The organism is Chitinophaga sp. CC14, assembly GCF_048957795.1.
Classification (GTDB): Bacteria; Bacteroidota; Bacteroidia; order Chitinophagales; family Chitinophagaceae; genus Chitinophaga; species Chitinophaga ginsengisegetis.
On record NZ_JARBFY010000001.1, the window covers coordinates 2,195,068 to 2,210,306 of the forward strand.

At 47.2% G+C, this 15,239-nt stretch carries 9 protein-coding genes; 8 read left to right on the forward strand and 1 reads right to left on the reverse strand.

Features of this window, described 5'->3' with window-relative positions:
- Positions 1–43 precede the first annotated feature (43 nt).
- Both PV783_RS08930 and PV783_RS08935 read left to right on the forward strand, forming a co-directional pair.
- A complete protein-coding gene (locus tag PV783_RS08930) occupies positions 44–3,112 on the forward strand; it encodes a SusC/RagA family TonB-linked outer membrane protein (protein WP_420987772.1) in 3,069 nt (1,022 codons plus the stop codon).
- Between the two features lie 20 nt (positions 3,113–3,132).
- On the forward strand, positions 3,133–4,710 hold the full coding sequence (locus PV783_RS08935; protein WP_420987773.1) for a RagB/SusD family nutrient uptake outer membrane protein: 1,578 nt from the start codon (positions 3,133–3,135) through the stop codon (positions 4,708–4,710).
- A gap of 59 nt (positions 4,711–4,769) precedes the next feature.
- On the opposite strand, the gene PV783_RS08940 is transcribed toward PV783_RS08935, so the two are convergent.
- Positions 4,770–5,216, reverse strand: a complete 447-nt coding sequence (locus PV783_RS08940) for a hypothetical protein (RefSeq protein ID WP_420987774.1) — start codon at positions 5,214–5,216, stop codon at positions 4,770–4,772.
- Positions 5,217–5,390: 174 nt separating this feature from the next.
- Here PV783_RS08940 and PV783_RS08945 point away from each other — a divergent pair, with 174 nt between their 5' ends.
- The 6 genes from PV783_RS08945 to PV783_RS08970 all read left to right on the forward strand — a co-directional run bounded on the left by PV783_RS08945 (position 5,391) and on the right by PV783_RS08970 (position 15,205).
- The gene (locus tag PV783_RS08945; protein ID WP_079469092.1) at positions 5,391–6,407 is read left to right on the forward strand and encodes a GntR family transcriptional regulator; all 1,017 of its coding nucleotides are present in this window, start codon (positions 5,391–5,393) and stop codon (positions 6,405–6,407) included.
- 449 nt (positions 6,408–6,856) lie between these two features.
- Positions 6,857–10,081, forward strand: coding sequence for a SusC/RagA family TonB-linked outer membrane protein (locus tag PV783_RS08950; RefSeq protein ID WP_420987775.1), 3,225 nt, complete (start codon positions 6,857–6,859; stop codon positions 10,079–10,081).
- A 19-nt stretch (positions 10,082–10,100) separates the two neighbouring features.
- Positions 10,101–12,011, forward strand: a complete 1,911-nt coding sequence (locus PV783_RS08955) for a RagB/SusD family nutrient uptake outer membrane protein (RefSeq protein WP_111579412.1) — start codon at positions 10,101–10,103, stop codon at positions 12,009–12,011.
- A gap of 50 nt (positions 12,012–12,061) precedes the next feature.
- Positions 12,062–13,315 carry a DUF4959 domain-containing protein gene (locus PV783_RS08960; protein ID WP_420987776.1) on the forward strand — a complete coding sequence of 418 codons (1,254 nt, stop codon included), beginning with the start codon at positions 12,062–12,064 and terminating at the stop codon, positions 13,313–13,315.
- A gap of 65 nt (positions 13,316–13,380) precedes the next feature.
- Positions 13,381–14,610: a DUF4998 domain-containing protein gene (locus PV783_RS08965; RefSeq protein WP_420987777.1), complete on the forward strand. Its 1,230-nt coding sequence runs from the start codon at positions 13,381–13,383 to the stop codon at positions 14,608–14,610.
- A gap of 139 nt (positions 14,611–14,749) precedes the next feature.
- Complete coding sequence (locus PV783_RS08970) at positions 14,750–15,205, forward strand: hypothetical protein (RefSeq protein ID WP_420987778.1); 456 nt, start codon at positions 14,750–14,752, stop codon at positions 15,203–15,205.
- Positions 15,206–15,239 lie beyond the last annotated feature (34 nt).

Consider the following 15,239-nt stretch of genomic DNA (forward strand, 5'->3'; position numbering starts at 1 on the left):
TTATTTATCTACCAGAATACTAACAAAAAAAACAAACACACTTATGAAATTCTTTTCACGATTCCGCCTGTTAAAGCCGGCGACTTTCCTGTTGCTGTGTATCGGGATCATTGGCGCCGGCAGCCTATCCCTGCATGCGCAGGATATTCCCGTTACCGGTAAGGTAACTGCCGCCAACGGCACTCCGCTGATAGGAGTGAACGTTCAGGTAGCGGGTACCAGCCGCGGCGCCGCTACCGACGTAAACGGTGCTTTTAAACTAACTGCACCTAAAGACGCTACACTGAAATTCACCTTTATAGGCTACCTGCCCCAAGAGGTGAAAGTAAAATCTGCTACTGTACTGGTAGTACTGCAGGAAGACATTCAAAAACTAAACGATGTAGTGGTAGTAGGTTATGGCACGCAGAAAAAAGCCACCCTCACCGGCGCCATTACTACGGTAAATATGGTGGACAAAGAAGGCCAGCCGCTTACCAACGTGAGTAACGCACTGCACGGCGTGCCCGGCGTATTCGCTAACCTCAGCAACAGTCAGCCGGGTGTGGATCGCAGCACCATCCGCATCAGGGGATTGAACACCTTCGGCAGCAGCGATCCCAGGGCCAACGACCCGCTGGTATTGGTAGATGGTATTGAATACTCTATGGATGAACTCAATCCAAACGATATTGAAACCGTTACTGTACTGAAAGATGCCGCTGCAGCCATTTACGGCTCCCGCGGTTCCAACGGCGTTATCCTTGTTACCACTAAAAAAGGAAGAGGTACCTCCCGCGTAAACTACAGCTACTACTACGGTCAGCAGAAAGCTACTTACCTGCCGGATGTGATCACCGATCCCATCGCGTACATGAAACTGAAAAACCAGGCGCTCATCAATGAAGGGAAAGCAATTGAATATGCAGAAGCGGATATAGACGAATACCAGAAAGGAATGGCTACAGATCCTTTCACCTATCCTGCAAACGATTGGTATAAGATTGCCCTGAAAAACGGCGTGATCCAGAAACATGACCTGAGCATTTCCGGTAGCTCCGATAAATACCAATACCGCCTGTCACTCGGCTATCTCGATAGAAACGGTATCCTCTTCGGACCAGGCAACCATGAAAAGAAATATTCCGTGGGGCTGAATGCTTCAATGGATGTAACCAAACGTTTACGCGCAGGTATCACCATGGATGGTTACTACAGAACCTACACCACACCATTTTATACGGACACCTGGAACTACCTGGCCCGTACATTGCCTATTCTCACAGATACGCTGCGGGACGGCCGCTATGGCAACTCCTGGCTGAGAACCGCAGGCCGTAATAACTGGGAAAACCCACGTATGCTGGCATACAACGGTTTACAGACCAAACAGATCCAACGCTTCCTGACTACCGTTTTTGCAGAGTATAAACTGCCTTTTGATATCAATTATAATATCAAATTTGGTGTGGATAAATATGATGGTTTGCTCAGTGGCTTTACACCACGTATGCAAACCTTTAATCCTAAATCAGGCGCGCCTATCAACTGGAACAGTCCCGCTACTGCACCACGGTCAGCTAAAACGGATTATAATGATATGAACATCCATTTCTATAACACGCTCGACTGGAAACACCAGTTTAAAGAGAAACATAACCTCTCTGCCATGCTGGGCGCCAGTTATGATAACTTCGATTCTGACTCATGGGCAGCCAGTATGTATGGTTACCTGGATGGGCGACTGGATGCTTTAAGCGTAGGCACCACCTGGAACGCTACCTCAGGAAATCTTACCCGCGATGTACTGGAATCTTATTTTGGTCGTGTTAACTACGATTACGATGGCAAATACCTGCTGGAAGCTACCTTCCGTTATGATGGTTCCAGCCGTCTTGGAAAACATAGCCGCTGGGCATTTTTCCCTTCTGTATCCGCCGGTTGGCGTATCGATAAAGAAGCCTTCTTTCATTCTGATTTCATCAATGTGTTGAAGCTGCGCGCTTCCGCCGGTAAATTGGGTAACCAGGCCATTGCACTCTACACTACAGAGCCAATGGTAAATCTTGGTGAAGACTATAGTTTCGGCGGCGTATTAAATTCCGGAGCCGCAAAAATTGCAGATGCAGATTCTACCCTCAGATGGGAAATTACCAATGCATACAATGTCGGTGTTGATGTTAACCTGTGGAATAATCGTATAGGCCTTACCGTTGATGCGTATAAGAAACGCACAAACGGTATCCTTCGTGAAGTGGGCATGCCTTCCCAGGTGGGTAACCTTGCCGGCGCCAAACAAAACGTAGGTACAGTAGATAATACAGGTTTTGAAGTAACGGCGCAATACCGCGATCATATCGGCGAAGTGGATTTGAATGTGTATGGAAGTGTGGCTTACAATAAGAATGAAGTAGTAGACCTGCATGGTGAAATTATTTATGGTACAGGTACCATCACACTGGCGGGATCTCCTATTGAATCTTTTTATATACTGCAGGCAGAAGGTATTTTCCAGAACCAGGCAGAAATAGCTGCCAGTGCAAAACAATCTGCCAATACAAAACCAGGTTACATCAAATTCAGGGATGTTAATAACGATGGTATTATTAATGGCGATGATCGTGTAATTGTGAACAGCTCTTCCTCTGTACCAAAGTATACTTATGGTTTCGGGTTTAATGTAGGCTACAAAGGGATCACGCTCAGCGCTGCATTTCAGGGTATTGGCGGTGTAAAGGTATTACCTACTGCCAACCTTGCCTATCCGTTCAACAATGGCGCCAATGCCACCTGGGAATGGACAAGGGATGCCTGGACGCCTGAAAAACCAGATGCACGTTTACCAATCGTAACCACCAGCACCGGCAGCATCGATAATTTCCAGCGCTCTACTTTCTGGTTAAGGGATAACTCATACCTGAGAATGAAAAACATCCAGTTGGGCTACGCACTGCCGCAGCTATGGTTGTCGAAAGCAAAGATCCAGAAAGTGAGTGTGTTTATCAACGCAGAAAACCTGCTGACTTTCTCCCGGTATAAAGATTTCGATCCGGAATCCATACTGGATCAAACCACGTTGTATACTTATCCAATGTTGAAAACCTTTAACGGTGGTATTAACGTTACCTTCTAAACATCCAAATCATGAATAGTATGAAAAAGATATATCTCTTACTTTCCTGCACAGGTCTACTTGCTGCAGGTTGCAACAAAAGCCTGCTGGATACTTCTCCTCACGACCGCTACCCGGAATCAACGTTCTGGCAAACACCGGAAGCGGCTAATGCCGGCCTGGTAGGCTGCTACTCCGTGTTGCGCAACCAAGGCGTCTTTGGTGGTAAAACTTCCAACAATGCCACCGCACTTTGGGAAGAAACCCTTTCTCCCAACGCTTACAACCAAACGGATGCGATGAGCTTTAACTCTATTGCCCGTGGTACACAGATGTCGAGTACCGGTGGTATCGTTACCGCCCGTTACTCTGATTGTTACAGCGGTATTGGCCGGTGCAATACCTTTTTGAAGAAAGTAGATGAAGTAACAGCCATTGATGAGGCCACACGGAGAAGAATGAAAGGAGAGGCCTATTTCCTGCGTGGACTGTACTACTTTATCCTGGAAAATTATTACGGTGCGGTGCCGTTAATCCTGGATCCGCCGGATAAAAGCACCCAGGCCAAGCTGCCGCGCACACCACGTGCAGAAGTAGTGACCAGTGTGTTGAAAGACCTGGACAGCGCCGCTGCTATATTACCGGTAAAATTCACCGGGGCAGATCTGGGTCGTGCCACCAAAGGCGCAGCTATGGCGTTGAAAGCAAGGATCCTGTTATACGAAGCCAGTCCGCTGCTGAATACTTCCAACGATCTGGCGAAATGGAAAGCAGCTGCCGATGCCGCCAAAGCGGTGATGGATCTGCCGGGTACAGGCTACGGACTCTTTGCCGATTACCGTGGATTGTTTTTACAACCCAATGAAAATAACAAGGAAGTTATTTTTGATGTACAGTATGTTTTCCCGCAGCAGGGTAGTTCATTTGACCTGATCTGTACGCAATACAATACCAACGCGCCTTTGCTGGATCTGGCCAAAACCTACTACATGAATAATGGACTGCCTGTTACTGATCCGGCTTCAGGATACAAGGCCGACAGTCCGTATCTCCGTCGTGATCCGCGTTTATACGGCACCTTCACTTACCCGACCGATATGTACCGCGGCGCTGTTATTTCTGCCACCCGTTTTGCTATTACCGGTTATGGTATGAAGAAGTATAGCCTCTATGATAGTATTGCTCCGCCAAAAGATAAGGCAGATCTGAAAGACGGTCAGTCTGATATTAACTTTATTGTACTGAGATATGCCGACATCCTGATGATGTACGCAGAAGCACAGAATGAAGTAAGCGGCCCGGATGCTACCATCTTTGCGGCACTCGACAAGATCCGCGACAGGGTGAAGATGCCGCATATTTCCAATACTTTATCCAAAGACGCGCTGCGTGCGGAAATCCGTCATGAGAGAAGGGTGGAATTTGCCGGTGAAGGATTGTATTACAACGACATCCGCCGCTGGAAAACCGCTGAAACCGTGATGAATGCGTCTATTGAGAATTACAACGGGAAGAAGATTGAAACCCGTACGTTCGATAAACTACGCGATTACTGGTGGCCGATCCCGGTAGGGGAAAAAGATCTGAACCCTAACCTGGAACAGAATCAGGGATATTAATTGTCAGGTATGTTACGCAGATATGCAGTTACACAGTAGCTGCATATCTGCATTTTTTATTAGTCATAGATGGATACGTCGTCAATGGAGAAGTCTTCCTCCAGCTGTACTTTGATCTCCGAACCCGGAAAGATTTTTTCAGAGATAAAATTAAGCATGAAACCCTCCGGAAATACTTCAATGCCTGCTAAGGTAAGGTCGTTAATGAGGGGAGTCAGCTCATCAGAAGAGGGCGGCACATCCTGTTGCTCATAGGCGCTTTCGTTGATCTCCTTTGCAACGGCGTCAACAATTTCCTGGTACTTCCCACTATCCAGATAGGCCACCAGCTTTTTTGCTTCTTCCACCAGGGGCGCAAAGTCGTCCGGTTCAGTACTCACCGTTTCCGGGTCTATCATCAGGGAAACGGGCTCCTGTATGGCGGCCAGCTTTACTTTGGCGGTAAGCATATTTTCTTCGATATGGCCATCTATAATTTCAGGGCCAAAACTATGTTTCTTTGCCATCTTGTTGAAATTGACCGAATATAACAAATCGACGGGAATATAGGGCCGGACTTTTACCGGATTTTTTCTTCAGGAGATATAAAAAGGGAATGTTATTTTTGTTGGTATAGAATAGGACAGCAGCTTTGCTTTCCTGAAAACGCAATTTAACAGTGACAATTTAATTAACCCGGTATGAACCACGTATTTGAACAGGTTTACGAGATGGAGGCGGTGAGCGGATTATCCAAACATGAACAATTGGTGAATGGTATTTTAAACGCCATACAAAATAAAGGTCTGGCACAGGGGGATATGTTGCCTTCTGTAAATGAACTGATCAACGAGTTTGGTTTCGCGCGGGAAACAATTGCAAAAGCCTATAAGGAGCTGGTAAGCAGGGGGATTGTAGAGCCCAGGAACCGGGTTGGCTTTTTCGTGGCCAATGTGAATATCAAGCAACACCTGCGCATCGCCCTCGTACTGTTTGCATTCGATGCCTTCCAGGAAATGTTCTATAAAACCTTTCGCGCCGGCTTAGGCAAGGATGTGCATATCGATATTTTCTTCCATCATAATAATATAGAGGTACTGCAAAGTATCGTGAACAGCATAAAAGGAAAGTATGGCATGTACGTGGTGGCGCCCATTCCGCACAACAAAACCGCCGGTATCCTTGGTGCATTGCCTATGGATAAGTTCCTGATGATTGATCGCTACGAACCTATTCCCGGAGAATACTCCTATGTGGCACAGGAGTTTAAGCAGTCTTCCTACAAAGCCTTTTCTGCCCTCGCAGGCGTGATCAAGCAATATAAAGGAATGGTGTACTATCACCGGCCCGTAGCCGATACCCCCATAGAGATCCTCCAGGCATTTAAAAAGTTTGTAAAAGATTTTAATATCAAAAGTGAGATAAAGCCGGAATACCTGCCTGGCACCCTCGAGAAAGGAAAGGTGTATTTCACCATCAACAACGCCGAGCTGTGGACCATGCTCAAGGATTGCAAACAAATGAAACTCAAGCCCGGTAAGGATATCGGTATCCTGTCGCACAACGATGATATCGTAAAGGAACTGATTTTTGACGGGATCACCACCTATACCACCGATTTCAAGCTCATGGCGGAAAAGGCCGCTGCTTTTGTATTAACCCGCGAAAAGATCCAGGAAATCATCCCCACTGTACTCATCAGGAGGAAGTCATTATAAACCGTTTTATGAATGTTTTTATGTGTAAGGGATACGTGTTAAACGTATCCCTTACGCTTCTTATGATATTGTTTTAGCTTAACCTGATTGCCGTTTAACCCTTCCTCCCTTTTTTTACTGCTCCGCAAAAAATAATCCCGCATTTCTTTTGGCGGTTATGAAAAAAATATATATTTGCTATAGGATAGTATAGGATAGTACAGTATAGAATCGCATTCCTATTTCACGTGATACCAGAATCAATCATTAATTACGATAGAACTATAGTTTCCAGGTTATGATGGAATGAATGAAGCAAACGTTATGAAATAAACTTTTTCTCCCTTTTACATTAATTACTGAATGCCACGTACACTTATGATGGCCGTTTATCCTGCTGGGTATCCGGAAGCGTCATGATGCTTTAATACACGTTATGGTTTTTTATTCTTCCAATAATTGCTCTTAATATGTTCAGGAAATTTACTTGCTACAAGAAGAGATTTACTGCCGCTTTGCCAACGGCATTATCCACTCCCCGCTACCTTTTGATCCTGCTGCTGTTGATGCTGGCAGGCAACGTTCATGCGCAAACACCGGCCAGGGTAACTATTACCGGATCGGTGTCCGATACCACCGGCAGATCCCTGGAAGGCGCTACCATCTCGGTAAACGGCAGAAGTTCCAGCGGAACAGCCACCGACCGGAATGGTAAATTTATCCTTGATGTACCGGTAGGCGCTACCATCCAGGTAACCTTCGTAGGCTTTATCGAACAGCGGTTTGTGGTAAACGCCACGCAAAAAGATTATCATATCCGGATGAAAAGTGTGATCGCCTCTGTAGATGAAGTAGTAGTAACAGCCTTCGGCCGAAAGCAAAGAAAAGAAGCGGTAGTTGGCTCGGTCACCAGCATTAATCCCGAGGACCTGAAAATTCCTACCAGTAACTTAACCAACGCACTGGCCGGTCAGATGGCCGGCGTAATCGCCTTCCAGCGCGGTGGTCAGCCCGGGGCAGATAACTCGCAGTTCTTTATCCGAGGGGTTACCACCCTCGGGTACAGTGCCAGTCCGCTTATCCTTGTGGACAACGTGGAACTGAGCGCCAACGATCTGGCCCGTTTACAGGTAGATGATATCGCCAGCTTTTCTATTTTGAAAGATGCGAGTGCTGCAGCCCTGTACGGCGCCAGGGGCGCCAACGGCGTGATCCTCGTTACTACAAAAGAAGGTAAACCGGGAAAAGCCAGGGTAAGCGTACGCCTGGAAGATGCCATCTCAACACCCACACAAAACCTCAAACTGGCAGACCCGATTACTTTCATGAATCAATACAATGAAGCCGTAACTACCAGGAACCCATTGGCTACACCATATTTCACGCCTAACACCATACTCGCTACCAAAGCTACCATCGATAAAGCACCGGGCAGCAATCCGTATGTATACCCGGCGGTAGACTGGATGAAGACATTGTTCAAAGATCAAACCACCACCAAGCGCGCCAACTTCAGCGTACAGGGCGGGTCAGATGTTACCAAATATTATATCGCCGGATCTTATGCCCGCGACAACGGCATCTTGCAGGTAAACCCGGTGAATAACTTTAACTCCGGGATGAAGTTTGAAAACTACCAGCTGCGTTCTAACGTGAACGTAAAAATTACCAAAACAACAGAAGCAGTGGTGCGCCTCTGGGGTAACTTTAACGACTATACGGGGCCTATTACAAGCGATGCCTCCGGCTTGGCCACCGACCTGTATTCCAGGGCATTGCATACCAGCCCGGTGGCATTTCCTGCCTATTATGAACCGGATGCGGCAAATGCCAACACCAATCATATCCTGTTTGGCAGCGCCTACGGTAACGATGGCTCCCTGTTAAATAACCCCTACGCCAACCTGATGTACGGGTATAAGAACTTTTCTGAATCCAGGATGTCGGCGCAGTTTGAGCTGAACCAGGACTTCAACTTCATCACAGAAGGACTTACCTTCAGAGGTATTTTCAGCACCAACCGCTATTCCTATTTTGACCTGAGCCGCTCCTACAAACCGTTCTACTACGGTGTGGGCAGCTATGATCCCGATGCCAATTCGTATGTACTCAACTGGCTGAACAGCTCACCCGGCCAGGCACAGGAATTCCTCGGCTATTCTGAAGGCGCCAAAAACATTTACAGCTACATCTATTTACAGGGCGCTATAGATTATAACCGCGACTTCGGGAAAAGTAACCTGAGCGGAACGCTGATAGGTACCCGTCAGCAAACATTGTACGGCAATGCCGGAAGTTTGTTAGGATCACTACCTTATCGTAACCTCGGTTTTTCCGGAAGGGCAACTTATTCATTCGATAAAAAGTATTTCGTTGAGTTCAACTTCGGTTACAACGGATCAGAAAGATTTGCACCGCAGCATCGCTGGGGCTTCTTTCCCACTATCGGCGGCGCCTGGGTGGTATCCAATGAGTCATTCTGGGAAGGCGGCATCGCAAAAGTTATTTCCCGCCTGAAGATCCGCGGCAGTTACGGATTGGTAGGGAATGATAATATCGGTAACCAACGCTTCTTCTATCTCTCCAGCGTAACCCCGGATGATGCCAATGGTCCCGGTGCTACCTTTGGTACCAACAACAGCTTCACGCTGAAAGGTACTACCATACAGGCTTATCCTAACCCGGACGTAACCTGGGAAACCTCTAAGAAAGGCAACCTGGCAGTAGAAATGACCATCGCCAACAAACTCAATGTAACAGCAGAAGTATATAACGAAAACCGCTACAACATCCTGATCAGACGCGGCTATATTCCTGTTACCGCCGGTATTGAAGGTTCTGCCTCCGATAACCTCCAGGCAAACCTCGGGAAAGTGGATTCAAAAGGCTTCGATCTTCATCTCGATTACAAACAAAATTTTTCAAAAGATATGTGGCTGACGGTGATGGCCAACCTCACAGTAACAGATAATAAAGTTCGCTACTTTGAAGAGCCGGAGTATAAATATGCTTACCGCTTCTCTACCGGCAACCCGGTTAACCAGCAATTTGGATATGTGGCCGAACGCCTTTTTGTAGATGATAAAGAAGCCGCCAACTCGCCTGTGCAAAACTTTGGCAGCGAGTTTCCTAAAGGTGGTGATATCAAGTATAGAGATATTAATGGCGATGGGGTAATTAACCAGGACGACCAGGTGCCCATCGGTTTACCTACCACACCACAGATCATTTATGGTTTCGGTTTTTCCTTCGGGTATAAGAGTTTCGATGTGAGCGCATTTTTCCAGGGACTGGCAAGAGAATCCTTCTTCATTAATCCCAAAACTACTGCGCCATTCGTAGACAACGCCCAGTTGTTACAGGCATACGCCGACAATCACTGGTCGGAAGAAAACCAGAACCTCTACGCCCTGTGGCCGCGGTTGTCTACCTCACACATTGCCAACAACGAACAAAGCAGCACCTGGTGGTTGCGTGATGGAAGTTTCATGCGGTTGAAGTCTGTTGAAATGGGTTATTCACTCCCGAAGAGATGGATCGCGCCATTACGGTTAACCAACTTCCGCGTATACTTCAGTGGTCTGAACCTGCTCACCTTCAGCAAATTCAAACTGTGGGATCCGGAGCAGGCGGGTAACGGCTTTGCCTACCCAATCCAGAAAGTATTCAACCTGGGTGTAAATCTTAATTTCTAAGTATAAAAAATATAAAACAATGAGATTTTTTAAAAGAACATTGTTGGTAGTATTGCCGGTCATCTTATCAGTATCCTGTAAAAAATACTTAGATGTAACACCGGACAATGTGGCTACGCTGAACAGCTCATTTGTGAACGCAAATGAAACGCAGGCTTACCTGTTTGGTTGTTATTCCAACATGCAGGGCCTGGCTGATGTAAGGCGTAACGCGGGTTTCACCAGCTCAGGCGAAGTGATTTTCCCGATTGACCTGCTGGATAAAAACACACTCGGCGGTGCAGGCGGCGACAACGGTTTTAACGTTATGCGCGGTTTGCAGAACAGCCCCAATCCTATATTAAACTACTGGGATGGTTATAACATGGGGTTAAACCTGTGGCAGTCTATCCGCATGTGCAACACCTTCCTCGATAACGTAGATAAGCCGCTGGATCTCCCGGAATACCAGCGCAACAGGTGGGTGGCAGAAGCGAAGTTCCTGAAAGCATACTATCACTACTGGCTCATCAGGATGTACGGCCCCATTCCTATTTCTGATGTGGCCCTGCCGGTGAATACGCCTACAGAAGAAACCAGGTTGAAACAACAATCCGTGGACTCCTGCTTTGGTTATGTAGTGAGCCTGCTGGATCAGGCTATTCCCAACCTGCCGGATGTGATCCAGAATGCCGGCGCAGAAGCGGGCCGCATTACTGCTGTAATTGCAAAAGCAGTGAAGGCGGAAGTGCTGGCTACGCAGGCAAGCCCGTTGTTTAACGGCAACCCTGATTACGCATCCATCAAAGGAAAAGAAGGACAGAGCCTTTTCCCTGTGGCATATGATGCCACAAAATGGCAACGCGCCGCCACAGCCTGCAAAGCGGCGATTGATGCCGCAGTAGCCACCGGTGCAGCGATCTACCAGTTCAGGGCCAGCGGTGGTATTGTGCATATGTCCGACAGCACCAGGCAACTGGTAACAATACAGGGCGCACTCACCGATCAGTGGAATACCGAACAGATCTGGACCCTTAATCCGCAATTCGGCTGGCAGTATATGGCTTCCCCAAGAGTAACGGCGGATGCGGCCTCCAACGGCTTTGCCGTGTACTCTAATTTCTCGGTTCCAATGGCGCAGTCGGAATTGTTCTATACACAAAACGGCGTGCCTATCAACGAAGACAGAACCTGGGATTACGCCAACCGCTATAAATTACAGGCCGGCGACGATGCACACCGCTATTATATCCGCAAAGGCTACACTACCGCCCGTGGTAACTTCTACCGCGAAGCGCGCTATTATGCCGATGTAGCCTTTGATGGCAGCACCTGGTTTGGTTCCGCCAACACCGACGATAACAACGCCAACTATGTAAACGCCGTAAATGGTTTTGCTGCGTATACCCCTACCCGTTATAACGTTACCGGCTATTGGCCAAAGAAGCTGGTGCCGTGGCAAACTGCGTTCGGACAAACATCCGTGCAAACCAATTACTCCTGGCCCTTCATGCGCTTACCCGCACTGTGGCTGCTGTACGCAGAATGCCTGAATGAAGTAAATGGTCCGGGTGCAGAAGTATACAGCTATATCGATAAGGTAAGGGAAAGAGCCGGTTTGCCGGGGGTAGTCCAGGCATGGTCCAACTTCTCCCGTAATCCTGCCAAATACGGTTCTAAAGAAGGGTTAAGAGCGATCATCCACCAGGAAAGAAGAATAGAACTGGCCTTTGAAGGACAGGCAGGATGGGACCTGAGAAGATGGAAAGAATTGCAGGCAGTACTCAACGGACCTTTCCAGGGATGGAACATAAGACAACGTACCACGCAGGGATTCTACCAGGTGACAAACGTTTATCAACCGGTATTCGGACTAAGGGATTACCTGTTTCCTATCCAGGACTACGACATGCTGACCAATCCCAACCTGGTGCAAACACCTTATTGGTGATAACAGCCAGGCCGGACAAAATCATTTCAAACCAGTTTTCAATTTTTTATATGGATGCTATATATAAAATATTCCGCGTGTTGATACCGGTAGTTACATTGCTGATGCTCCAGTTTTCCTGTAAGAAAAACGATGGATATAATGATGTAATTTCTGACGATAAAACAAAACCACAGCCGGTTTCCAATATCCAGGTGATCAATAAAAACGGCGGCGCCTATATCACGTATACATTGCCAGATTCCAAAAATGTACTCTATGTACAGGCCGAGTACATGATTAATGATACCAAAAGCAGGCAAACCAAATCGTCCTTTTATTCCGATACCATCGCAGTAGGCGGCTTTGCGAAAAGCCAGGATTATACAGTAACGCTGTACACCGTTACCCGCGCGGATGTAAAGTCCGATCCCGTAAAAGTAACCGTGCATCCCGGCACGCCCACCTATCTCCAGGCGTTGCCTACCGTGGTAATGCGTGCCGATTTTGGCGGCATCAACATCAGTGTTACCAACACCGCTAAAGATAATATCGGGGTAGTTACCATCACGGAAGATGCGACTACAAAGAAGATGGAAATCAAAAACCAGAACTATACCAACCTGGAAAATATCAACTACAGCATCAGGGGCTATGATACCATCCCCAGGAAATTCGGCATCTACCTGGCAGATGAATTCGGGAATATATCGGATACGGTGTATGCTACTATTAAGCCTATCTATGAAACGATCATGGATAAATCAAAATTCAATGTGTACAAACTCAACTCTGACGATGGCTCCAGCTTTGGATGGGAGCTGCGTTATATGTGGGACAATAATCTCGGCAGACCAGGCTATCACTCTACTTATCCTACCACCGCGCCATTGCCCAAATGGGTAACATTCGACATGGGGCAGGTAGCAAAGCTGAGCAGGTTTACCATGTGGGGCAGGGGCCTGGATGATGGCAATTATCTCTGGGGATACGGTAACCCCGATACCTGGGTAATGTGGGGCCGTGCAGATGAGCCGGTAGATGAAATATTGCCGGATACCACCAACCTCCCGGCATTAGGACAGGCAACACCCGGCGGATGGATCAATATGGGCGTTTATCATTTGCCCGCGCAACCATCCGGACTGGTATCACCGGCCTATAACAATGCTGATCTGGCTTTCTGGAATGCAGGCTTCGGATATAACTTTTCGCTGAACCTGCCTAAAGTAAGATACATGCGGTTTGAATGTGTTACTAATGCAGCGCATAGTAATGAATTCTTTCACATCATGGAACTCAGTATTTGGGGCGATAACAGGTAGCGCATTGTTTGCCTGATCTCCCTTACCGGTATTGTTTAAAGTTATTTTATTAAAAATATAAAGAGATGAGAAAGTATCATATAGCTGCAAAACTCCTCTTACCACTTTGCGGTTTATTTTTCTTCATAGCCTGTACGCGGAAGGCAACTGACTTCCGGGATTTCCTCGGCAATACAGAAGTGCAGTATCCCGGCACCGTATCGGGTATTACGCTGTTCCCCGGCAACGGCCGCCTGATGATAGGATGGAAGCCCAGCCCGGACCCCAGCATCAGCAAGTACGTATTGTTCTGGAACAACCGGCAGGACTCCATAACCATTAACGCCACCTCGCATACCCCTACCGATACCGTGCGCTGCCTGATCACCGGGTTAAACGAATACGCCTATACGTTTTTTCTGTATTCCTACGATGCGGCCGGCAACCGCTCTATTGTAACGGAAATAGATAACGCACATGTATATGGCAACATTTATAAAAGTACGCTCCACAACCGCCTGCCCGACGCTGCCACGCCTTATAAAGTACGTGACGATGGTTCTGTAACATTATTCTTTACAACGCCCGATACTATTAATATCAGCACCAGCATCCGGTATACCAACGCCGCAGGTGTGGCTGCCGTAGCAACAATTGCCGGCAACCAGGATTCTGTTAATTTACCCGGCTACAAAGCTGGCCAGGCGGTAACTTATCAGTCGTCCTATATCCCTTCAAAAGGCGCACTGGATACTTTTTATACCAACAGCTACGATACATTCCCCGATATCTACAAACTGGTGGCCTGTGATAAAAGTTTATTCCAGGAACACGACCTGCCAAATGATATGGGCATCTACCAGTCGGATACCCGCGTCAGCAAATTATGGGATGGCAGCGTAGGGCCACAGGGCTACCCTAACATCTTCCATAGTGATGATAATGGTTCCAACGATCCATTACCGCGCACCCTTACTTTCGATATGGGCAAATTATACAACCTGGGTCAGATCGAAGAAACAGGCAGGAACTGCTGTAACAATCCTTCCGAATTTGAAGTATGGGGCATTGCGGATATCACCAATGCAGCTACTTCGCTGAAAAGCACCGATCCTGGATGGGCCGCTGAAATGAGCAGCAAGGGATGGACACTGTTAACCACTGCGATCAGGGGCGACGACGGGAATGAAGCGATGAAATTTAACTTCATTCCACAGGCGCCGCCGGCACGTTATATCCGCATCAGGGTGTTGCATACGGTGAATAATTCCAATTCGATAAACATGAGCGAAGTTACCATGTACAGCAAGCAGTAAAGCAGTTGGCTGTCAGCATAAAAAAGCAGCAGGTGGAAAGTAATGTACTTTCTGCCTGCTGCTTTTTAAATGATGATAACCACATCAATTCAGAAAAATTTCTAATTTCGCTGGCGGACTAAATGTCCGAAGCCTGAGTATGCAGCATAATAAATGTCCCAATTGCGGCGCCACTGTGTTTTCGCAACCTATCACCGATGATAACCAACCGCAGGTAATTATTCACTGTGAGTATTGTGGCTCGCAGTTTAATGTACAGAACCCGTTTTACAGGCCGGAGCCGGTAGTGCATACCACTACGTTTAGCAGTTATTCCACCACCTACACTTACAGTAATACTTCTCCCCGGAAATCCGGTGGATGGAGAAATGCAAAAGACCGGGAGCATAAGGTAGCGCGCTTCCTGGGCTATGCCATTGGTGGTCTTATGGCGCCTTTTGTACTGGGGATGTGGTTTGTGTCTTTCTCTAAACCGAAGGATTTACCGGTAGAGGTAACAGCCATATTAACCGGTTTAATGTTATTCTTTTTCTTTCTTGCCCGCGCCAGTGGAAAGGAATTGAAGAGAAGGAGAATAGAAGGGGAGATAATGTAATAAAAAACTTCCTTTGTTTTTTGTAGTTTTGGAA